This window comes from Paenibacillus sp. FSL H3-0321 (assembly GCF_038002865.1).
GTDB lineage: Bacteria > Bacillota > Bacilli > Paenibacillales > Paenibacillaceae > Paenibacillus_AQ.
In genome coordinates this window covers 6,620,854-6,643,496 of record NZ_JBBODH010000001.1, presented here as the reverse complement: position 1 = coordinate 6,643,496, position 22,643 = coordinate 6,620,854, and the positions used below count along the sequence as shown (strand labels likewise).

The 22,643-nt window shown below is 48.3% G+C and carries 18 protein-coding genes and 2 pseudogenes; 5 read left to right on the top strand and 15 right to left on the bottom strand.

The features are described from left to right. The first annotated feature begins 18 nt into the window (after positions 1 to 18). Both MHI45_RS29225 and MHI45_RS29220 read left to right on the top strand, forming a co-directional pair. Positions 19 to 813 (top strand): SDR family oxidoreductase, encoded by a 795-nt coding sequence (locus tag MHI45_RS29225; protein WP_076113297.1) that lies wholly within the window; start codon positions 19 to 21, stop codon positions 811 to 813. A gap of 29 nt (positions 814 to 842) precedes the next feature. Beyond that, positions 843 to 1,184, top strand: coding sequence for a nuclear transport factor 2 family protein (locus MHI45_RS29220; RefSeq protein WP_340899541.1), 342 nt, complete (start codon positions 843 to 845; stop codon positions 1,182 to 1,184). Positions 1,185 to 1,260: 76 nt separating this feature from the next. Here MHI45_RS29220 and MHI45_RS29215 read toward each other — a convergent pair. The 4 genes and pseudogenes from MHI45_RS29215 to MHI45_RS29200 all read right to left on the bottom strand — a co-directional run. Continuing rightward, a pseudogene (locus tag MHI45_RS29215) lies at positions 1,261 to 1,335 on the bottom strand (spore coat protein CotJC); the annotation flags it as partial. Between the two features lie 105 nt (positions 1,336 to 1,440). Next, complete coding sequence (locus MHI45_RS29210) at positions 1,441 to 5,988, bottom strand: S-layer homology domain-containing protein (RefSeq protein WP_341118440.1); 4,548 nt, start codon at positions 5,986 to 5,988, stop codon at positions 1,441 to 1,443. Between the two features lie 258 nt (positions 5,989 to 6,246). Further along, positions 6,247 to 6,471 (bottom strand): annotated as a pseudogene (locus MHI45_RS29205) (manganese catalase family protein); the annotation flags it as partial. Continuing rightward, positions 6,441 to 7,376: a ketopantoate reductase family protein gene (locus tag MHI45_RS29200; protein ID WP_341118437.1), complete on the bottom strand. Its 936-nt coding sequence runs from the start codon at positions 7,374 to 7,376 to the stop codon at positions 6,441 to 6,443. The pseudogene MHI45_RS29205 and the gene MHI45_RS29200, both read right to left, overlap by 31 nt. Positions 7,377 to 7,536: 160 nt before the next feature. Between MHI45_RS29200 and MHI45_RS29195 the strand changes: the two genes are divergently transcribed. Then, a complete protein-coding gene (locus MHI45_RS29195; protein WP_341118434.1) occupies positions 7,537 to 8,106 on the top strand; it encodes a TetR/AcrR family transcriptional regulator in 570 nt (189 codons plus the stop codon). 99 nt (positions 8,107 to 8,205) lie between these two features. On the opposite strand, the gene MHI45_RS29190 is transcribed toward MHI45_RS29195, so the two are convergent. The 8 genes from MHI45_RS29190 to MHI45_RS29155 form a co-directional block, all read right to left on the bottom strand. Next, the gene (locus MHI45_RS29190; protein ID WP_341118432.1) at positions 8,206 to 8,775 is read right to left on the bottom strand and encodes a manganese catalase family protein; all 570 of its coding nucleotides are present in this window, start codon (positions 8,773 to 8,775) and stop codon (positions 8,206 to 8,208) included. Between the two features lie 62 nt (positions 8,776 to 8,837). Beyond that, complete coding sequence (locus MHI45_RS29185) at positions 8,838 to 9,104, bottom strand: spore coat protein CotJB (protein WP_076113291.1); 267 nt, start codon at positions 9,102 to 9,104, stop codon at positions 8,838 to 8,840. A gap of 4 nt (positions 9,105 to 9,108) precedes the next feature. After that, positions 9,109 to 9,327: a spore coat associated protein CotJA gene (locus MHI45_RS29180; RefSeq protein WP_341118430.1), complete on the bottom strand. Its 219-nt coding sequence runs from the start codon at positions 9,325 to 9,327 to the stop codon at positions 9,109 to 9,111. Between the two features lie 255 nt (positions 9,328 to 9,582). Then, entirely contained in the window at positions 9,583 to 10,941 is a 1,359-nt protein-coding gene (locus tag MHI45_RS29175; RefSeq protein WP_076113311.1) for a hemolysin family protein, read from the bottom strand. 21 nt (positions 10,942 to 10,962) lie between these two features. Beyond that, entirely contained in the window at positions 10,963 to 12,099 is a 1,137-nt protein-coding gene (gene yfkAB / locus MHI45_RS29170) for a radical SAM/CxCxxxxC motif protein YfkAB (RefSeq protein ID WP_076113289.1), read from the bottom strand. 298 nt (positions 12,100 to 12,397) lie between these two features. Further along, complete coding sequence (locus MHI45_RS29165) at positions 12,398 to 13,501, bottom strand: HD-GYP domain-containing protein (protein WP_340899546.1); 1,104 nt, start codon at positions 13,499 to 13,501, stop codon at positions 12,398 to 12,400. A 150-nt stretch (positions 13,502 to 13,651) separates the two neighbouring features. Continuing rightward, on the bottom strand, positions 13,652 to 14,479 hold the full coding sequence (locus MHI45_RS29160; protein ID WP_038588572.1) for an undecaprenyl-diphosphate phosphatase: 828 nt from the start codon (positions 14,477 to 14,479) through the stop codon (positions 13,652 to 13,654). Positions 14,480 to 14,556: 77 nt separating this feature from the next. Beyond that, positions 14,557 to 16,008: a bifunctional metallophosphatase/5'-nucleotidase gene (locus tag MHI45_RS29155; RefSeq protein ID WP_076113288.1), complete on the bottom strand. Its 1,452-nt coding sequence runs from the start codon at positions 16,006 to 16,008 to the stop codon at positions 14,557 to 14,559. A 137-nt stretch (positions 16,009 to 16,145) separates the two neighbouring features. On the opposite strand from MHI45_RS29155, the gene MHI45_RS29150 reads away from it, so the two are divergent. Next, the gene (locus MHI45_RS29150) at positions 16,146 to 16,859 is read left to right on the top strand and encodes a molybdenum cofactor biosynthesis protein (RefSeq protein WP_076113287.1); all 714 of its coding nucleotides are present in this window, start codon (positions 16,146 to 16,148) and stop codon (positions 16,857 to 16,859) included. A 79-nt stretch (positions 16,860 to 16,938) separates the two neighbouring features. Continuing rightward, complete coding sequence (locus MHI45_RS29145; RefSeq protein ID WP_076113286.1) at positions 16,939 to 17,979, top strand: HD-GYP domain-containing protein; 1,041 nt, start codon at positions 16,939 to 16,941, stop codon at positions 17,977 to 17,979. A gap of 128 nt (positions 17,980 to 18,107) precedes the next feature. Here the strand turns inward: MHI45_RS29145 and MHI45_RS29140 are convergent, their stop codons facing one another. The 3 genes from MHI45_RS29140 to licT form a co-directional block, all read right to left on the bottom strand. Next, positions 18,108 to 19,565 (bottom strand): glycoside hydrolase family 1 protein, encoded by a 1,458-nt coding sequence (locus MHI45_RS29140; protein WP_076113285.1) that lies wholly within the window; start codon positions 19,563 to 19,565, stop codon positions 18,108 to 18,110. Between the two features lie 19 nt (positions 19,566 to 19,584). Next, positions 19,585 to 21,441 carry a beta-glucoside-specific PTS transporter subunit IIABC gene (locus MHI45_RS29135; protein WP_076113284.1) on the bottom strand — a complete coding sequence of 619 codons (1,857 nt, stop codon included), beginning with the start codon at positions 21,439 to 21,441 and terminating at the stop codon, positions 19,585 to 19,587. A 220-nt stretch (positions 21,442 to 21,661) separates the two neighbouring features. Further along, positions 21,662 to 22,507, bottom strand: a complete 846-nt coding sequence (gene licT / locus MHI45_RS29130) for a BglG family transcription antiterminator LicT (RefSeq protein WP_076113283.1) — start codon at positions 22,505 to 22,507, stop codon at positions 21,662 to 21,664. Positions 22,508 to 22,643 lie beyond the last annotated feature (136 nt).

Genomic DNA, 22,643 nt, shown 5'->3' with positions numbered 1-22,643 from the left:
TAATAAGGAGGTATAGATATGAGTAGATCATTTGAGTACTCGGCAACAGAATTTAAAGGCAAGAAAGTGCTTGTAACGGGCGGAACAAAAGGAATGGGACAAGCTGTTGTGAATAGACTTGCAAGCAGCGGAGCAACAGTCCTGACAACGGCCCGTTCCGTTTCTGCTGACATGGCACATTCGGTTAAATTCGTTCAAGCTGATCTTGTGTCACCTGAAGGGGTAGAGCAAGTGATTACAGCAGTGAAAGAACAGCTTGGCGGTATCGATATTATTGTCCATTGTGTAGGCGGATCAACTACTCCGCCAGGTGGCGCTCTTGTTCTTAGCGATGACGATTGGCTGCAGGCTTTAAATTGGAATCTTCTGGCCGCAGTCCGGCTTGATCGCGGCCTTATTCCATTAATGTTGGAAAATAAATCAGGTGTTATTCTTCATTTCACCTCAATCCAAAGGAGATTGCCCCTTTATGAAACTACATTAGCTTATGCAGCAGCTAAAGCTGCTCTCGCTAATTACAGCAAGGGACTTTCTAATGAATTTTCTCCCCGTGGCATTCGGATTAATTCATTGTCTCCTGGTTTTATTCAAACTGAGGCAGCAGATGCGTTAATTGATCGGATGCAAACTACAACAGGAAGCAGAGAAAGTGCGCTCCAGCAGCTTATGGATTCGCTCGGAGGAATTCCAATTGGCAGGCCGGGATTACCTGAAGAAGTCGCTGAGCTGGTTGCATTTTTGGTTTCTGACCGTGCAGCATCCATTACAGGAAGCGAATATGTCATTGATGGCGGTACCATTCCGACAGTTTAATTGTTCAAACTAAATAAGGGGGAGAAATAATGGAAATCGATCAAATCCCTGCTGCGATCAGTAAATTTATTGATGCATCGAATAAGCCCGATCCGGAAGCATTTGTAAACTGCTTTTCAGAAGATGCCGTTGTGTTGGATGAAGGAAAAAAGCGGATTGGCCAAAAAGCGATTAAAAAATGGAGTGATCAATACCATTTTGGAGCAAACGTAACATTAGAGCCAAAAGCAGTAAAAGAAAATAAGGATGCGGTTGTTGTAACATGCAAGTTGGATGGAACTTATGACAAAACAGGTTTACCCGATCCGTTATTGCTGGAATATCACTTCAGCATTGTAGATGATAAAATTGTGAGCTTATCCATTTTCTAAGATATTACAAAAGAGATTAAAGAGGACAATCGGATAGAGGTGTACTCCCGGTTTCACCGTTGGGAAAAAGCAGTCCCAGCCATTGGTATGTAGCCAGGGCTTTCTCTTCGGCAGCGATGTCTTCATAGAGGCCGGCCAGCGGATCGCCCTGATACAACCAACAAAACGAGCAACCCGGCTTGGGCTGCTCGTTTTATTCAGCTTATTTACATAAGCCTTAGTCGTTAAACTCTACAATGAGAAATTGAACTGCTTCTTAAGGTGCAAGGACCTTATCCAAGAGACGGATGATCATCACTACTGATTCGGCGCGGGAAGCAGCTTCGTTCGGTTTGAAGACTCCGTTGCCTTTACCCGATAGGATACCTGCATTAGCGAAGGCATTGATTTGCTCTGCTGCCCAGTTCGTAGAAACGTCGGAAAATTGCGTCGATGTGCTGGTAACATAGTTCGTAAGACGAGCCAGCATGGTCACGATTTCCGCACGGGTTATCTCCTGCTTGGGATGGAATGAACCATCGGAGTAGCCCATAATCACTCCATTCTCTTGAAGCGCAACAATCGCCTCCGAAGCCCAATGCCCTTGCGTATCGGAGAATCCGGTCCCCCCCGAAGCTGTCAGACCAAAAGCTTTTACAAGCATTGCAGCAAACTCAGCGCGCGTTACTTTGGCGTCAGGACGGTATGAACCATCCGCATAGCCAGTTACGATCCCCATCAGGGCCGCACGTTCAACGAACGATGCACTCCACAGAGCTGCAGGTACGTCCGGGAATTTAACAACAGAAGCTGTTCGCTCTTTCGCCACTATAGCTTTAACCTTATCTAAGTCTACTCTGTCGTTGAACACAGGTTTCACTCCGTTTGGCTTCGCAGGCTCTACAGTTACAGCTGGTGTTGCTGTCGGCGTTGATGTTGGTGTTGGCGTTGCTGTCGGCGTTGCTGCCGGTGTTGGCGTTGCTGCCGGTGTTGCTGCCGGTGTCGTGCCTCCATTGTTGTTGCCTGTGGCCGCCGTTACCGAAACCGAAATCTCCTTCTTGATTCCCCCAAAAGATATTACGATCGAGGCCGTCCCCGTGCCAGCCGCTGTCACTACCCCTGTTTCACTCACAGTAGCAACAGAAGTCGCGCTCGATACATAATTCGCATCCAAGGTCTTAAGGACAGTAGAAAGATCTGAATACTTTGCCGTCACCGACAAGGCTTGCGTTTGACCTGCTTTCAAGGAGAGCGAAGCAGGTGTTACAGCCAGATCAACCAAGGTCAGAATTGGAACCTCAGTAACCACAATTGGAATCGCAATTGATTTGCCGCCGAACGAAGCCGTGATCGTTACTCCTTTACCTGCTACAACGCCCGTAATGACACCTTCACCCGATACCGAGGCAATGGCAGGGTCCGAAGTCGTCCAAATGACCTGATCCGTTACAACTGTATTCACTGCATTGTCATATACTGCCGTGATAACAGAAGCAGCTGTCTGACCCGCTTGCAATGTGTGAGTGCCTGGATCGGCAGTCAGCTTAAGCAGAACAGGAACCGTACCTTCGGTCTGAACGGTTACAGAAATATTAACTGGCGACATATTGGCGTAACTCGCCTGGATTGTAGCCCCGCCAATTCCGACAGCGTGAATGATGCCTTTGGCATCTACCGTAGCTACACTCTCATTCGAAGAAGTCCATGTTGCTTGATTCGTGACATCGACAGCGGAGTTATCGCTATAGGTAGCGGTAAGTACAGTCCCGCGCTCGTCACCGACCTTTAACGTCAATTGGGCCGGTGATACTGCCACGGAAGTCACCTTTAGCTCATCCTTCTTCTCAATCGTGTAGTTGTCGATCAATTCTTCGCTTTCCGTAGTACGAGCTTGAATTATGATTTTATCATGGCTAACTTGAATTGCAGAGTATACCGGAACATCATCGTCAAACATGAAATTCAGATACTCATATTTTGTTCCATCGTAGAACTTCCAGCCAGATGCGCCTCCGTCCAAATAGACAGTCCCCTGCTCTCCGTTCAACAATGGCTTCCCTTCACTCATTGGATAGGTGCGCGCGTACACGTGGTCGTGGCCTTCCAGCACCAAGTCTACTTTCAATTCTTCCAGAATAGGGGCAAAATATGTTTGTGTATATTCGATCATATTTCCGCGTCCATCTTCGGTATGATAAGCAGGCTTATGGAACATAACAATCTTCCATTTTTTATTACTTTTTTGAATATCCTCACGAAGCCATGCTGCTTGCTTGTCCATGGTTACTTCGTCTGCTTCGGAGTTCAGCACAATGAAATGCACCTCGCCTGAATCGAACGAATATGCATACTCCTTCTGGATCTCAGGCCCATTATTTGGAAGATCCAATCCCTTGGCAAAAATATCTTTGCCTTCCCCTTTAACATCATGATTCCCCATTGTGTAACCAGAAGGAATAGAGGATGCGTAGATCGATGAAGCTTCCCAGAACTGGTTCCACTCATTCAAGATCGACCCATCGTCAACCATATCGCCGCCATGCATAATGAACTGGGTATCCGGATAATTAGTTAAAGCATTGCTGATCAATTGTTGATAAATTGCAAGCCCATTATCACCTTTGGTATGCGAATCGGTTACAAACACAAAAGAAACGGGATGATCCGGTACTGCCTTCAATGTCTTGTAATCGTACCATGTACTCCAATGTCCTTCGTAGCCAACTCTGTAATGATAATCCGTACCTGACTCGAGGCCAGTAACCAATGATTTATGGAACTTAATTTCGCCCAGAGGCCCACCTGCGACCTCATGAATGACCTCCACATCAGAAAGCGCAAGCTGCTCTGCCGCTTTTTCCGGTGCATTACTCAAGTCACTATTAACCAAATCGCTATCTTTCACATATTGGATAGAAGTTTGTTGAACTCTAGGTGCCGTCTGCCACCCTACGCTCATCATCGTACTCATATCTTCGGTAACAAAGGTTTGTACATATTTCGGATCGTCCCCACCAAACTGAGAAACAACCGTCATGCTGATACTCTCGCTGGTACCGCCATCCTTGACCGCTTGCACTTTCCAGGTGCCTATTGCAAGGTTAGCTAGTGACGTATGGATCTCTCCCCTGGCATCCGTCAAGCCCAACCCTTCGGTAAGATCCTTCTGCTGTACATCAGCGGATGGTATGTAACCGGTCTTGGTTCCATCTGGCATATACACTTTTACAAATCCGGTTGTACTTCCTGTTGCGGCGAAAAATTGCCCGTTTTTCTCTGCCGCCAGTAACACTGCGGACGAACTATCAGCGCTCGTATATATATTGGAACCCTCAGCTGTTACGGTCACATAAGTCTGAGGGCCGTTTGTATCGGTAAAATCAATTTCCGCTCCTTCTACCGGATCTCCTGCGTGAGTTGTGACGGTGATTATATTCTGTGTTTGCAGGCCTGATCCCTTAACTTTTAGAGTGTACGGAAACCCGATCTTATAATTAACCGGTGAGGCAAAGGAATTCACCGAAGGGCCGCCGTCATACCCAAAGCCGCCCCCCACCATAGCAATATGCTTATACGTCTCGCCACGTTCTATCTTCGCGGATCTATTCACGTCGAAATCGATGATTGCCAGCGCATCCGCATGGTCGCCTTGCAGTCCCTCTGCACTAAATTCAACATAACCGCCTGCATTATCGATGGTAGTCTGCACATTGCTTAAATCGGAACGTGCGTTAATAGCATTCGCTTGCAGCGTCTCTGGATCGAACTTGATCTTAGCATGCACGTGCTTGGCTTCGCCTACATCCTTCGCCTCGAGCTTCAACCGGTAGGTCTCGTTGCTGACAGCTTCCGCTGGAGCTTCTAATGTAAACATGGCGCCATGCTCAATATTAAAAGCATACTCTGCTGCTGCCGGATTGCCGGCCAGATCTTTAACTTCTGCCAGCACTTGATGATAGCCGCCGCCGAGCGGTATAGCCGGGTGATAGGTTATCACCTTATTATTCAGATCATATGTATAGGCCGCCGGTGCAACAGACTGACCATCCACAGTTAACCGGATTGAGTCTGGATCGATACCCGACTTAGTATCATCCGCTGACAGGATAATGTCAGAAACGGGGGCGTTCAAGGTTTGATTGGGAGTGGGTGTAGTTGGACTTAACACAGGAACACCCATATCTTCATCCACCGGTTCATCATATATGAGCCTGACGTCGTCAATCCAAACCGAGCCTTTATTCTTTTTGCTCATTTGCCTTTCTTTCATCTGGAAGTAGAACGCCAGGGTGCCCGGCAGAGTCAAATCAGCCCCTATTTCAGCCTCTACATACTTCCAGCCGCTCCAGTCTATACCTACCTCTTCACTCCTAATCTCATACGTTTTGGATTTTCCAGTGGATGAAACGTAGAACTTAGAGGTTAGACCATGTCCTTCGTTATTGGCGTATACCCACATCCCGATTTTTTTGGGAACTCTGTTTGTTAACGCCAACTGAGTTGCAGGCCCTACCGCAACTTGGGATGGATTATCGGTTACGCCAATGAAGTCATAATCAATCCGCAAGGACTTTGCCCCGTTACGAACGTATTTCGGATTCGTTTCAAGCGCCATACTGCCGCTATGAATGCGTGCACTGTCAAAGGTTAAGTCAGCTAAGTTAACCTTTTCGAAATCTTCTGCCATGACGATACCGCTAGGCTCCGCTGCATCCCCATAGACAATCGATGACGATGAAAGGGAGGGTGGAATAAGCGGGAGCAGAACCGTCATTGCCAATATCCCGCTCAATACTCTCTTTACAAATGGATGATGATAACTCACTAACTTTCACGCTCCTTGTTGTCTGTTCTTGTTAACTTCGAAACCTCTTTTTTAAAAATTAAAATTTTAAAGGACTAGTTATTACAGCATAACGCGGCAACATGATCGTGAGATCATCGCAATGTAAGCGAAAAAAATTCTTAGTATACTATTTGTTGAATTTGAATTTTTTAATTTCAGAACATGAAAAAAGAGCCGCAGAATTATCTCTGGGCTCTTTCTTCTCAAACCGAGTGCTTACTACATCGTTGCAGCTTCTTAAAACACCTTCTTCTTCCCCCGCTCATCAATCAATATCTGCATGGACTCCTTGAACCGGATTGCATGAATAATCTCCCGCTCCCGCAGGAATTTCAGGCTGTCCTGCAGATCCACGTCATCGGTCATATCAATCAGCCATTGGTGTGTAGCCCGGGCTTTCTCCTCAGCGGCGATGTCTTCATAGAGGTCGGTCAGCGGATCGCCTTTGGCGGCAATATAGGCCGGGCGCTCTCTTCGGCGCTGATTTCATTGTCGAACAGATATTTTTTATGAAAATCCTCATCCAATAACATTATTTCAGCCTTCCTGCTGACAGCCTTGTTTCCAAGCTTAACATCAATGATAAACTCATCGCTCAGCATCTGGCGGTATTGGGATATAATATCTTCTACAGGCAATTCACCCATTAACTTCGTTTCAGGCGGAATTACCGGAATTCCGGCTTGCGCTACCAGATGAATATTTTGTTTAATATCTGCGGCAATCTTGCTTAGAGTACTCTCGTTTCTTGCTGTCTCTATATCCACCATTCCGTCGTTCGTATAGAGATGCTTGTTCACTACAGCGAGCGCAGCATGCGAAACATGGAATGCTTGAATGTCTTTTTGTATTTCATAAGGCAAATCAACTGTTTCAAATATTTGGGCAAGCCTCGTCACTCTTTCAGTCAATTGTCCATTTATTTCACCAAAAAAAGTTTTGGAACCGAATTGGGCGTATAGAACACCGTCTTTGATGTCTCCACCTGCACCCGGAAATCCTGGAAGTAAACGATCACCCACGATTTCAAGCCAGCGGTCGTATCCCACGGTGTTGCTCAAGGTGATTATTGTTTTGCTCTGATTATTCTTGATCGCAGACAGGGCAGATTCTGCCTGATCATAGCGCACAGGAACAAAGATGAAATCGTAGGTATCGTCGCTCGCAAGCTTTTCTATCATCTTGATAGATATTTGCTGTATCGTCTCATTATCGTTATATCGCAGCCCATCCGTTTTAAGCGAATCCAACCTCTTTCCCCGGGCAAGCAATGTGACGTCCAGTCCTGACTGTGCAAATCTGAGTGCGTATAAACTGCCAATCACACCGGCGCCAACTATCAAAAGTCTATTTTGTTTGATGTTCAATACTATCCTTCCTTTCAGCTAACTATCACAGTTTGTTTAAGCAACACCTGTCTGATACGATAATAGTATGGTACTATTACGATTTCAATCAGCAGAGTAAAGAAAAAGTTGCATAGACAACACATTTAGATATCTGATGTTTACATAGGGAGGTATTGATATGGCAAAGCAGGAAGATCCAAGAGTTTTGCGCACACGACAGTTAATTAGGGAAGCATTCAGAGATTTGTTGCGGTATAAAGGATTTAATGCAATTACCATAAAAGATATAGCACAGAGAGCTACCATTAACCGTGCCACCTTCTATGCCCACTATGAAGATAAATACGCTTTGCTGGAGAAAATTACAGAACAGGCTTTCCAAGAGTTGATTCCTGAGCAAGTGGTGAAAGCGCAGGGGTTCACGGATGAAATATGTACAGAGTTGATCTTGCTGACACATAACTACATCGTAGATTTTTATCAGGTATGCAGAATGGACTCCAAATCTATTGATACGCTTGTTCATGAAAAGGTAAAAAAGATGCTGCAGCAAATGATCGAAAGCATAATTTTGAACGGTGATAATCAGCGTATGGCAGACCGCCATCATACCAAAGTCATTTCGGCTATGACAGGCTCTGCGATCTATAGTGCTGCGTATTACTGGTTTATAAGCGGGGAAAAAGATCGAACCGATCTACTTGTAGATACTGTCCGCTCTTACGTGATGAACGGTTTACGGCTCTAATCGAAACTGCATTGAGTTGTTACCAGAAAAAAAGAACCGCAGATACTTCTCTGGGCTCTTTTCTATCAATCTGAATAATTACTTCATGTATACATCTTATTAAAACACCTTCTTCTTCCCCCGCTCATCAATCAATATCTGCACTGACTCCTTGAACCGGATTGCATGAATAATCTCCCGCTCCCGCAGGAATTTCAGGCTGTCCTGCAGATCTACGTCATCAGTCATATCAATCAGCCATTGGTATGTAGCCCGGGCTTTCTCCTCAGCGGCGATGTCTTCATAGAGATCGGCCAGCGGATCGCCTTTGGCGGCAATATAGGCTGCCGTGAACGGAACGCCAGCGGCGTTGTTATAGAACAAGGCGTGATCCCGTGTCGCATAATTCGGGCCAAGGCCTGCCGCTTCCAGCTCACAGATAGAGGCATCCTTGGTCAGCTTGTAGATCATGGTGGCAATCATCTCAAGATGGGCAAACTCCTCCGTTGAAATATCCGTGAGTACGCCGATAACCTTATCTGGAATCGCATATCTCTGATTCATATAACGAAGCGCTGCCGCCAGTTCCCCATCCGCGCCTCCATATTGCTCCATCAAATACCGCGCCATCCTCACATCGCATTTGCCGACACGTACCGGGTACTGCAGTTTTTTTTCATATATCCACATTCGGGAACGAACCCTCCTTTTAGTTTTATTCGCCTAGCCGCTTCGCCGGGGTCAGTGTGCCGCTATACCTGCCAAGGCCAAGGACTCTGGCTCCATTCCCACGGACATTTAGAGTAAGCGCGGCCAAAGTTCTGCAGCGGACCGTACAGCTCCTGAAATTGATTGGCCAGCCGGGTGCGCTCCTGAGTCAGCTGATTGAACTGTTCAATCGCTCTTAAGTCCTCCGGATGGGTATCCAGATACAGGTTAAGCTCCACCAGGGCAAAATCCAGAACCTGCAGCTGCTCCAGCAATTCATAGTAACGGGGCTCGCAAGGATTTGCTTCCATCGTCCTAAATTCCTCCTTTGCCGGATTTGGATTCATACGGGCTGAACAGCGCGGGCCAAAGTGTACCCGCCCTCAGTGCTTCAGATAATGGAAACTGCGGCAATCCCGGGGGCTGAAAAGCAATAAATTGATTAGGCGGCACTACATACGTTTTGAACGGCACCGGCGGACAAGGGTCAAATGGTCCCCTATACGGTGTCCATACACGTTCCTCGGAGTTCAATAGAAACACCCTCCTCAAAGTTTTGTTAGCAAATACTTCCTAGATTCAGCTTCGTACAAACCACGCTTCGAAGTATTTGCTTGATTTACCTTTCTTCTGAACACACATCTCTTCGTAACTAATTTATGACTGGCTGGGGTGGTATCAGAACGCCCACGCAAAAAAACCGCATCTTTACAAAGAGAAGGAATGCTCCATGTAAAGGTACGGTTATTAAACTGTCCGGCTGCATTGAACCGGCAATATCATAAAAGCTTATTCCTTTTCTTCATCCGTCTCGGTATCGTCCTCTTCACTTACAACCAGCTTTTCCCGGTGGATATTGATTCTTGTAATCCGCAGCCGGGTGGATTCTTCTACTTCAAAGGTGACATCGCCCACAACAATCCGCTTACCCTTGGACGGATTACCCTCCAGCTCTTTGAACAGCCAGCCGCCGATGGAATCGACCTCATCATCCTCAATAATCACACCCGTAAGATCGTTGACATCCTCAATCAGCATCCGGCCCTCAACTGAGATATAATCTCCATTGCGCTCGACGCTCGGACGCTCATCCTCGAATTCATCATGCAGATCGCCGACAATTTCTTCAAGAATCTCCTCAGCGGTCAGAAGTCCGGCTGTACCGCCGTATTCATCGACAACCAGCGTAAGCTGGGCTTTGTTCTTCTGCATCAGGCGCAGTGCATGGCTGATTTCCATCGACTCCGGTACGTTCAGAATCGGGCGGACCAGCGAAGCCAGATCATTCTGCTGCTCTAAAGGTGCGAACAACAGGTCGGTAATGTGGATAAAGCCGATAATCCGGTCCTTATCCTCGTTGGCAACCGGATAACGCGAATGTTTCGTCTCCGTAATGATCCGCATATTCTCTTCCAGTGTAAGATTGCTATAGAGCACATCCATATCAGTACGCGGAAGCATAACTTCACGGGCCAGTAAATCGGAGAATTCAAAAATGTTATCCATCAGCTTCATCTCGTCTTTATCAATGACACCGCTCTTAGCGCTCTGATTCATCAGAATCCGGATCTCCTCTTCCGAGTGAGCCGCCTCGGCTTCACTGGCCGGTTCAACCCCCACCAGTCTAAGAAGAGCATTGGCGGATGCATTCAGCACCCAGATAAAGGGCAGAAACAGGTTATAGAAGAACATTAGCGGCGCAGAGAGCAGCAACGCTGAGCCTTCAGTTTTTTGGATCGCCAGGGACTTTGGAGCAAGCTCGCCCAGCACAATATGTAAAAATGTAATAATGGAAAACCCGACAACGACAGACACAGTGGAAATCAGTGTATGATCGGTGACGCCGAGTTGAAACATTAGCGGTTCGACCAGCAGCTCTGAGATGGCCGGCTCACCGACCCAGCCTAGACCCAATGAGGCGAGGGTAATACCGAACTGGGTCGCTGAAAGGTAGGAATCGAGCTTTTTGTTGACCTTCAGCGCGTATCCAGCCATCTTGTTGCCTTCACTGACAAGCTGGGTCAGACGCGACTGTCTGACCTTTACCAGCGAGAACTCCGCTGCTACAAATATACCATTCAACAATACAAGCACCAGAACCAGCAAAAGATTAAGCAGCAATCTTCCTATGTCAAATTCCGTATGCACCACTATAACAACGCCTCGTTTCTACAGAGTGATCGCTTTCCTTGATTTGAAATCTACCTCTGGATAGTACATATCGGCCACCAAAAGGTTGGGCCCGCAGCAGCCAGCTTCATCACAGTGGCAATTCACTTTCTGATTAAGCGGATGCTTAGTCTGCCACTCGGCGAAAATGTCATCCAGCTTGCTGGTACTGATGTTGCCAAAGGCAGAAATATCGGCAAAATCCGTGACAAAGACATCACCTGTAAATAAATTTACATTCACACGGTTTCTTCCGTCCGGATCATTGCGCAGCGTCACATTCTTCTCGGTACGCAATCTGCGCAGCAGCTTCTGATCCTGTTCCAGGAAGCTGCAGGCAAAAAACGGCAGAGTGCCAAACAGCATCCACATCTCCGGATCGCGGTGATCCAGCAGGGAATGAATGGCATCACCCATTTCCTTCAGAGACAGCACAGGGAGCGAAGAGGCAAAGCTGGAAGCGTACATCGGATGCACCTCGTGCCGTCTTGCGCCCATATCGCCAATCAGCTTATGAATTTCAGGCAGCTTGGTGTGTGTACGATAGTTAATCATAGATTCTGCTGAGATCAGCATACCGTCTTCACTGAGCCGCCGTGAATTCTCAAGCATCGTGTCATATAAACGATACGCCGCTTCACGTGACACCGGATGGCCGCTGTTGGCGAAGCCTACCTCATGGAAGTCGTCTCCGTTCACATAATTGAATGAGATATGCATCACGTCCAGATACGGCAGCAGCTGCTCGTAACGGGCGTAGGGCATAGTCAGATTGGAATTGATCTGCGAACGTATGCCCCGCTCACGGGCATATTTCAGCAGCGGCACGATGATATTCTCTACAGTCGATGCGCGGAACATCGGCTCCCCGCCGGTAATACTGATCGTTTGCAGATGTTCTACCTGCTCCAGGCGGTCCAGCATATTCTTCAGAGGCAGCATTTCTCCTTCTTTCATCGTCAGGCTGTCGCCAACCGCACAATGTTCACATCGCATGTTGCATAGATTGGTAACCGTCATCTCCACACTGGTCAATACATGCCGTCCATGCTTGCGAAGTGAAGTAATCGGATCCCATGGATCGTAGCTCGGCGACAGTTCACGGACAGTTGTGGAGGATGGTTCTAATATACTCATTTCTTATTGCTCCTTTAGTGCGTATTCCTTATTATTAACCCAAAATAAATCAAAAAGAACGTTGACTTAACCTATATCATACCACGAGCAGCAAAAAAACTGCACTTTCTGGCAATTATGCCGCTCCAAGCGGCGTAATTGCCAGATCCTTTTGTTGCGGCCCGGGGAACCTTTCCTTTGGAAGAGTATAAAAAACAGCGGGGAAGAAAGCAGGCCGCACCGCTGCGTAACCTGCTTTCTTCCCTCGCTGCGAAACGGCAGGGAAGCCGAAAAGCTATCTCCCTGCCGCCAACATCAGTTAGGTCACCTTCACCATAGATTGATCCTCATCTGACACGCCGACGATCACAACGGAAAGTGCCCGGCCAAGATCCCGTTCAAAGGGAGTAACCGCCTCACCCTCGGGGCCGGCAAATACCCGCACAACCGGCCTGTGGGGGATACTGGGATCAATTTTGACCACGACGCCGCTCTCGCCGGTGCTCAGCTTCACTGTGAGCCCAAGCGGGTAGATCGCTACACGGTCTCTGAACAGCTCCAGCTGGTTTTGCTCATACAATGTCCCTGATCCGACATACAGCGCTTCTACCGCCTGATGCGGCAGCATCGCTTTTTTATAGATCCGGTTCGAGGTCATGGCATCGTAGGAATCGGCTATCCCCAGCCACTTGGCATATTCATGGATTTGCGAACCGGTCAGCCCGCGGGGATAGCCGGAGCCGTCAATACGTTCATGATGCTGTAGGGCACAATGCGCCGCGAGCAGCGGGATATTCGGCTCATCCTTGAGAATCCGGTATCCGATTTCAGTGTGGGCCTGCATATGGCGGAACTCCTCGTCGCTGAGCATCCCCGGCTTCTGGATGATTTTGACCGGAATCTGCGTTTTGCCAATGTCATGCAGCAGCGAGCCCAGCCCAATTACCCGCAGCTCCTCTTTGCTGTAGCCATGGGCAATTCCAAGCACCAGCGTATACAGACAGACATTAAGCGAATGGACATAAAGGTAGTTGTCAGCTGTATGCATATCCGCCAGCATAATCATCGGGTCCTCCAGTGATGACATGTCTTCCAGAATGGAGTCCATCATCTTGGAGAATTTTTTGTCGAGATGATAGAAGCCTTTAGTTATGCCGGAAGCACCGGACATATCCTGAAACTGGCTCCTAATGACCTTCAGCGCCTGATTGCGCGTCTCATCATGCAGCATTCCAGTAATTACGATATCTTCCGTGATGGCATCCTCTATATAGATATAGCCGATGTCGATCCTTGCCAGCCGCTTAATTAAGGCATCCGTAAGTTCTATTCCGTCCGCTAACAGAACAAGTCCTTCATCATTATAAATTTTTTTACCCAGCTTCATTCCCGCCTGAAGCCGATTCACGGATACTAAACGCACCTTGGCTCACTCCTGCCCTTAACGGTAAATTACTATTCTGTTTCAAAATCTTAGGGTCAACACGCTGTGTCTATACCGTTGCCTTGAGCGATCCGGCAAGAAATTTGTGATGAACGGATACATCCTTGCCGGTACCAAGTTTTTTGGAGATTAACGCATAATAAACAGCCAGAAAACAGCTGCCAGAATAAACCGGTAGATCGCAAAGTGTGTCGGTCTGATCTTTTGAATCAGCTTCATGAACAGGATTACGACCACATAAGCGACTATAAATGAAATTACGAATCCAATGGCAAAATCCCAAATGGTATCACTTGTAAAATACTTGTACGAATCCAGCAGCTCATAACCGGAAGCCGCACACATAATTGGAATGGCGATGAGGAAGGAAAAATCCGCCGAAGCCTTATAGCTGACACCGCTCAGCATACCGCCTGAGATTGTAGAACCGGAGCGGGAGAAGCCGGGCCAGAGTACGGAAATAATCTGATACATGCCGATAGCCAGCGCCTGCCCGTAAGACAGATCATCAAGCTCATGCGCAGTTACACGGATCTTGCGTTTGTTCACCCATTCTGCAACGATCATTAGAATCCCGCCGGCGACCAGTGCCCATAACACCGTCGTAGCCCCGAAAAGCCCCTTGATAAAGTCACGGGCAAAAAATGCCACGGCCAGCGCCGGAGCAATTCCGAGAATGATGTGCACCAGATTGAGACGTGAAGCAGGCATCACACCGCCTCTGCCTTGACGGCTGCGTCCGATCCCCAGCAAATTCAGAACCCGCTGGCGGTAGACCAGAGCAATGGCCAGAATCGCACCGAGCTGAATGACAATTTCGTATGTCTTCATTATCGGCTCTTGCTCGTTATAGCCTAATAGTTTCGTGGTAAGAATCATGTGGCCTGTCGATGAAACCGGAATAAACTCCGTAATCCCCTCTACAATAGCCAGAATAATTGCTGTAATAGTATCCATCTTAGCCTCCTGTTCTTGAACATATGAAACTTGTTGCAGCTTGTTGCTCTAGATTTACATATGTAGGTGATGCCACATTAAGTCGCTCTGCTCTCCCAGCGGACGAGCATACATTCCTCAAGACTTCCCGGATGCTGCAGCTCCATCCGCAACAGATCGCGCAGAAAATGTGGCAGCAGATACACTGTATCACGCCCGTTAGCGATACTCTCATATCCGCTCCGAAAAGTGAACATGTCCAAAGTCCCTACTTCATATTCCCGGCTTTCCTCCAGCGGTTCTCCATCGACAAAAATGGCAATATCGTTATCATAAGGCATGACCGCCGGATCGTACAAGATTTTTAATCCATCCACAGCCAGGCTTCCCAGCACGTTCCCCCGGAAACCATAGCCGAAGATTGCCTTATTGCAGAACTCGTCTGACAGGCTCTGTTCAAGCGCCGTGCGGATGTCTTTGCCGGCAAGCTTGACAGTACAAGGATTAATCGGTGAGGGACAGAGCGCATGAAGCATCCCTGCAGTGATATTCCCCTTCGGAAGCGGCCCGAGCAGCTGTCCGGTATTGACTAATGCGATCGGACTGCCTGTGAAACGCCGCACCGCCTGCGCCAGCAGATTGCCAAAGGGTGATTCGCCCTGCAGATCCAGCGGCAGCTCGCGGTCACTGATCGCCACCGTCTCCTCCAGCACTTCAAGACCACGCTGCAAATTCATCCTAACGGCAGGAGCAATAACATTCTCTCTCAGATTAGGATCAACAGCAATACATCCGCCGTTCAAGAACTTGAACGAATCTCCAGGCGCTGTCCGTTCAAACACAAGCCTTCCTACATAGCGGCCGAATTTCCCCGCACCGCAAACGGCGGTCCCGTTAATGATGAGCGGCGTTTCCAGCATATGATGCGTATGTCCGCCGAGGATCGCATGCACACCTTCCAGCTTCTCCGCCAGCGCCCGGTCTGCAGGCAGGCCAAGGTGAGAGAGAATAATGACAAGGTCGACCTGCGGGGCCAGAAGACGGCACTCCTCACGCAGCGCCTCCTCAGGGTCCATGACATCCCAGCCCATCAAAGAATAGAAGGAAGTGAAAGCTGCCGTAGCTCCCGTAATCCCGATTCTGATGCCTTCCTTCTCCACAATCGTATGGCGTTTGATCCAGTGCGGAGGTTCTCCCGTCGACGAATCCAGGAAATTGCAGCACACCACCGGGCACTGTAGGCCGGTGAATATCGCAGACAATGTCTCTTGCGCATCTCCCTGCGAGAAGGTCAGTCCTTCGTTGTTGCCGATGGTGACAGCGTCGTATCCGGTCAAGTTTAGAATATCAATGTTCGCCTGGCCCATAGTACCTTCGGTTTCCACAGCTGCCCGGTCCATATGATCCCCGATATCCACGAGCAACACGGGATCTTCACCCGCCTCAGCCTTTAGAAGTTCTATCTGCGCAGCAATCGGACTCATCATTTCGAAGTGGCTATGTATATCATTCGTATGAAGTATGGTCAATCTTTGCGGCGCGGATTCCATCAGCTTCTATCCCTCCCACCTGTTTAGCCGTTCTGAATGTAGCGGCAGGTGTCTCATCTTATAAGACCTAGCATAACATTTTCAGGGCTAATATGGTATATTTGAATCATTATCAGAACCTAAGAGGTGAATAAACCATGCATATAACTATACGTCTGTTTGCCGGGCTGGCCGAGGTAATCGGCTCTTCCACCCTGTCTTTTCACGTTCACGATAACTCCGTAACTGCGGGCCGTTTAAAGGAGCTTCTCTCTGCCTCCTACCCTGATGCGGCGGCACAAATCAGCGTTTCTTTGGTAGCTGTTGACCATGAATACGCTCCTGATGATACTGAGATCTCCGAAACCTCCGAAGTCGCCCTGATTCCTCCAGTTTCGGGAGGAGAAGCAGTACCCTCAACGAGCGAGACCGAAGATGGTCTGTTCAGTATTACCGGCCTGCCGCTGAATGCAGAAGCTCTTCTGGATAAAGTGCTTGACAGTGATCACGGAGCTTCATTAGTCTTCGTCGGAACTACGCGTGAGATGACCGGAGACCAGCGGACAACAGCGCTTCATTATGAAGCTTACATCCCGATGGCGCTGAGCAAGCTGCAGGAAATCGGCAGGGAGGTTCAGGAACGCTGGAACGCCCGCTGCGCCATTGCGCACCGGATAGGGCTCGTAGGCCTTAAGGAAGCCAGTGTTATTATTGCGGTGTCAGCGGCGCATAGGGATGTCTGTTACGAAGCGAGCCGCTACGCCATCGAGAAGCTTAAAGCCTCCGTTCCAGTGTGGAAAAAGGACATCAACGAATCTGGAGAACAGTGGCTCGGCTCTGACCAAAAAGCACAGAATTACCAGATAGATTAACCAGTAATTCAAAACCATTGAATATTCCCGACTTTGTTGCTATGCTGGAAAAAATAGCTAATGTAAGGTGGCATATTCATTGAAAGTACACGTCATGGATCTTAAACCGGGTGATTGCCTGCGGATGGACACCTTTAATTCAAGAGGGCTGCATGTATTACCTAAAGGATCATCTCTCCAGATCGAGGAGATAGCCAAGCTGATACAGCATGGGGTAGATTATGTTGATATCGAGGAGGCGCATGTAGCACAAGTCCCAACCAGCAGGTCTTCCATCATTCAGGCCGTAGCCGCCAACTTTGATACAAGTATTGAAGGCTTTGAATCGGTATATATGGAAGCGTTAACCAAAGGGAGCTTTAATCAAACCGTAGTGGACGATATTCTCCAGCCATCACTGAACTCCTTGGATAAACACAAGGATGTAGTCTCTCTGCTGCTTCTGCTGAACCGGGATGATAATTACACTTATAACCATTCACTTCAGGTGGGCATGCTTTCTTATTATATCTCCTCATGGCTGGGGTATTCCAAGAAAGAGTGCTACGAAATCGGCCGGGCCGGATATTTGATCGATATCGGAAAATGCCGGATCTCCCCCTCCATTCTGAATAAGCCGGGCAAGCTGTCCCCGGAGGAATACGATCAAGTCAAATTACATACGATTTACGGTCACGAAATCATCCGCAGCTCCATGGACGATCCTTATACCGCGTTGGTTGCCCTGCAGCACCATGAGCGTGAAGACGGCTCCGGGTACCCCAACAACCTTACGAAATCAGACATCCACCCTTATGCCCAGATTGCTGCCGTAGCTGATATCTACAGCGCAATGACCACACACCGTGTTTATCAATCCAAGCAAGAATTGATCTCCGTACTGCGTGAAATCAACAATCTCAGCTTCGGCAAGCTAAACGGCAGACCTGTACAAGCCTTTATCCAGCATTTAATGCCTAATTTCATCGGTAAACGCGTGCTGCTGAGCACGGGAGACATGGGTGTCATTGTCATGAACAATCCGCTGGATGTTTTCCGACCGCTTGTGCAAAGCGAAGGCATATTCCTTGACCTGTCCCGCGAACGCAAAATCGCGGTGGTTGAAATTTATATGGAATAGTTAACTTCGGTTTAAATATTCCCACGCAAGAAGAGGTTCCCTTTCGCCAGTGACGGCTGAGGGAACCTCTTCTTTATGATCCATAATTATTGCGTGTGAGAAGCAGCTCACACTATTACTCCTGAGGCCTACAATTCCTCACCATTGCTGGCGATGACTTTTTTGTACCAGTGGAAGGAATCCTTTCTGGAACGGTTCAAGGTACCGTTGCCGTCGTCATCCAGATCAACGTAGATAAATCCGTAACGCTTGGACATTTCAGAAGTGGACATGCTCACCAGGTCTATCGGCCCCCAGCTGGTATATCCGATCAGCTCAACGCCATCCAGTACCGCTTCCTTCATTTGAGCAATATGCTGTCTTAAGTAATCAATACGGTAGCTGTCATGGACAGAGCCGTCTTCCTCAACCTTGTCATATGCGCCAAGACCATTTTCAACGATGAACAAAGGTTTCTGATAACGGTCATACATCGTATTCAGCATAATCCGCAGACCGATGGGATCAATCTGCCAGCCCCATTCCGAAGCCTTCAGGTAAGGGTTCTTCACACCGCCGAACAGATTGCCCTGTGCGCGTTCTCCTTCCGGACTTACAGACACGGTCAGCGTCATATAATAACTGAAAGCCACATAATCAACGGTGTGGAGTTTCAGAATTTCATCGTCACCCGGCTCTTTATGAATAACCACATTGTTTTCCTCGAAAAACCGCTCCATATACTTCGGATATTCCCCGCGGGCATGCACATCCGTAAAGTAGAGATTCATCTGGTTCTCCTGCTGATTCTTCAGGACATCCTCAGGATTGCAGGTATTCGCGTAGCTTTCCATCCGGGCAAGCATACAGCCCATCTGCGAACCCGGGATGATCTCATGCACCAGCTTGGTGGCGAGAGAGCTGGCGACAAACTGGTGATGCAGCGCCTGGTAGATTGTCTGCAGCTTGTTCTCTGCCCGGTCGATTACAACGCCGCCGCCCGTGAATGGACTTAGCGTCATCATATTGATCTCGTTGAATGTGATCCAATATTTCACTTTGTCCTTGTAGCGCCGGAATACGGTCTCCGCATAACGGGTGAAGCAAGCGATAACCTCGCGGCCTGCCCAGCCGTTATATTTGTGAGTCAAGCCCAGTGGTGTTTCGTAATGGGCCAGTGTCACAAGCGGCTCGATGCCATATTTATGCAGCTCGTCAAAGACATCATCATAGAATTGCAGTCCTGCTTCATTCGGCTCGGCATCATCGCCGTTCGGGAAGATGCGCGCCCAGTTGATCGACAGACGGAACACTTTGAAGCCCATTTCGGCGAACAAGGCAATGTCCTCTTTATAACGGTGATAGAAGTCCACCCCTTCACGTTTCGGGAAACGTGCGCTGAATTCCCCGGACAGAATCTGTTCAATCCGCTCGGAGGAGATTTCTATAGCATGGTCATTTGTCCGCTCGGCCTTAGGCACGTAGGCAACCATATCCGCACTGGACAATCCTTTGCCGTCGGCATCGTATGCCCCCTCCAGCTGATTGGCGGCTGTAGCGCCGCCCCATAAGAAGTTCTGCGGAAATCCTTTTTTGATCACTGTCATGATTTAATCTCCCTCTTTTCTAATTGATAATGGTCAACAGCAGGTCGCCATTTTGTACTTTGGCTTCAGTAGTCTTAAGCACATCCAGATAATTTGCAGAGTTGGTCACGATCACCGGTGTTGCAGTTACAAAGCCGGCTTCACGAATCGCTGCTACATCGAATTCCAGCAGCAGTTGGCCCTGCTCGACCTTATCTCCCTCTTGTACCCGTTTGTCAAAATGTTTTCCTTTGAGCTTCACGGTATTGACCCCGACATGAATCAGCAGCTCGGCACCGCTCTCGGAGGTAATGCCAATCGCATGGCCTGTCGGGAATACAGTTGTTACGGTTCCTTTCACCGGTGAGGTCAGCCGGCCTGAATCCGGTTCAATCACGATCCCCTGGCCCATGGCTCCGGAGGCAAAAGCTTCGTCCGGCAAAGCTTCCAGCGGCATAAGTGTTCCTGTCAGCGGGCTGGCCACCGTCTCCTTGTCAATCAGCGAGGGTGACGATGCGGCAACAGGCCCGGGAGCCTCCTCAGCAGGTACTGCAGGGTCATCAAATCCAAACAAATACACCAGAATAACCGCTAATACAAAAGCAACAACGATACCGATGACAACCCAGGAGAATCCGTCGCCAAAATAGGTCGGCAGAGCCAACAGACCCGGTAAGGAGAAGCTTATTGCTTTGGCTCCGCCGATAGCGATGATCGCACCACCGATGGCTCCGGAGATGCAGGCGTAGATGAACGGTTTCTTCAGCTTCAAGGTGACGCCGTAGATCGTCGGCTCGGTGATCCCGAACACAGCAGCCAGTGTTGAGGAGCCGGACAAAGCTTTTAGCTGCGGATTCTTTGATTTCAGGAACACGCCGAATACCGCACCCGCTTGCGACAAGACTGCAGCAGTAAGGATAGGCAGCATGGTGTCATAGCCCAAAGTGGCAATATTGCTGAGCATAACCGGTACGAAACCCCAGTGTACACCGAAGATTACGAACACCTGCCAGAATGCTCCGGCAATGGCACCGGCAACCAATGGACTTAAATTGTAGAGCCAGGTGTAGCCGGAAGCCAGCCCATCGCTGATCAATGAGCCTACAGGACCGAAAGCCAGGAAGGTCAGCGGAATAACGATAAGCAGTGCGAACATCGGAACCAGGATATTTCTAACCGATTCATGAATGAACGAACGGAACCACTTCTCTATATAGGACTGCACCCAGACCGCCAGAATGATCGGAATGACACTGGATGAATAGTTGATCAGTACAACCGGTATTCCCAAGAAGCTGAGCGGGTCCGGTGCGCTGACAGCGGTTATCACTGCCGGATAGACTAAAGCGCCTGCTACAGCAATGGAGACAAATTGATTAGCCTTGAACTTGCGCGCAGCCGTAACTGCCAGAAATACCGGCAGGAAGTAGAATACGCTGTCCGAAGCCGCATTCAGAACCAAATAGGTCCCGCTGGCTGCATTAATCCACTCCAGAGATAAAATTAAGGCGAGCAGCCCTTTGAGGATCCCTGCCCCTGCCAGTGCCCCGAGAATTGGGGAAAAGATACTGGAAATGATATCGACGGCTTTGCCCAGAACACTGGTACTCTCTGAAGACTCATCGGCTTTGCCGGATTTTTCGGCATCCTGGAGTGAAGTTTCCTTCATAATCTGCTCGAACACCTGGCTTACATTGTTGCCTATGACTACCTGAAACTGACCGCTGTTCTCCACCACAGTGATGACGCCTGGAGTTTTCTCCAGTGCCGCTTTATCTGCCTTCCTCGAATCCTTAAGCTTGAATCTTAATCTTGTGGCGCAGTGGAACACAGAGTTCACGTTGTCTTCGCCGCCTACAAGCGTAATAATCTGTTTGGACAAGTCTTTGCTGCTCATATTAGTTTGCTCCTTTACAGCTTAGAATGTAGATCGTTGCAGCAAGTATAGGTTGTGCCAGCTGTTGACCTTATACTCCTGCAAACAAGAAAAACCTGAACTCACAGCAAAAAGGAAACGTCATCACACGCCCATTTTGCCATCAGTTCAGGTTTTGCCTGCCTTACCAGTAACACCCTGTCAGATGATCATTATTTTGTTTTCACTTTCAACCCAAGCTTTACTCCAGATTGTTGCGTTCCGTTACCCGCTGGATATGGATGGTCAGATATACGTATTCATCCTTGCTTAAGCTTTGGCTATAGGACTTTTCCAGATAATCATTGATTTTGTTGGCGCATTCAAACGCCTTCACATAAGTCTGCTTAAGCTGATTGTACAAAAAATCCTCACCGCTGCTGCTGCTCTCCTTCTTCAATACCCGCATGGAGAAATATTGCAAATGTGTAAGGAACCGCGAATAATTCAGTGAGCTCTCGTCCAGTACGACCTTGTAGTGGTAAGTGACAATATTCAGAATGTTCTGGACAATTTCTGTCATCTTGATCGTGGACTTCATTTCACTGCCGTCCATTCTGGCATTTACCAGATGCAGCGCGATAAACCCGGCTTCATCCTCGCCCAGCGAAAGTCCGGTAGCCCTTTCAATAATCTTCAGTGCATCCATCCCAATGGAGAATTCCTTCTTATAGAAACGTTTAATTTCAAACAGCATCGCATTTTTCAGTGCAATCCCCTTTTCAAAACGTTGGACAGCAAAATGGATATGATCTGTCAGGGTCAGATAGAGATTGTCGCTAAGCTCTGTACCGAGAACTCCATTCGCATAGGTGACAATTTCATTCGCTAATTCCAGATGAGCCACCGGAATGTCGTTCAGAAGTTCAGTCAGTCTGGCCGTGAATTGATTTTCGTTCAGCAAAAAGATTTTATCGACCTTTTCCGGATCTACATAGTCGCCGGCTACTTTATTGAAGGAAATTCCCCTGCCCATCACAATGACTTCCTTGCCTTTCTGGTTCTTGGTTAAGAGCACATTGTTGTTAAGTATCTTCTCTATAATCATCTGTTGATCACCCCCCGACATATAGTTTGTACAAAAAAAGCCTAAGCTGATCCCAATATCATTAAAAAAATGATACTCGCATCAACTTAGGCATTGCCCGCCTTACCGGTCACAATCCTGTATTACTGTTATTGTA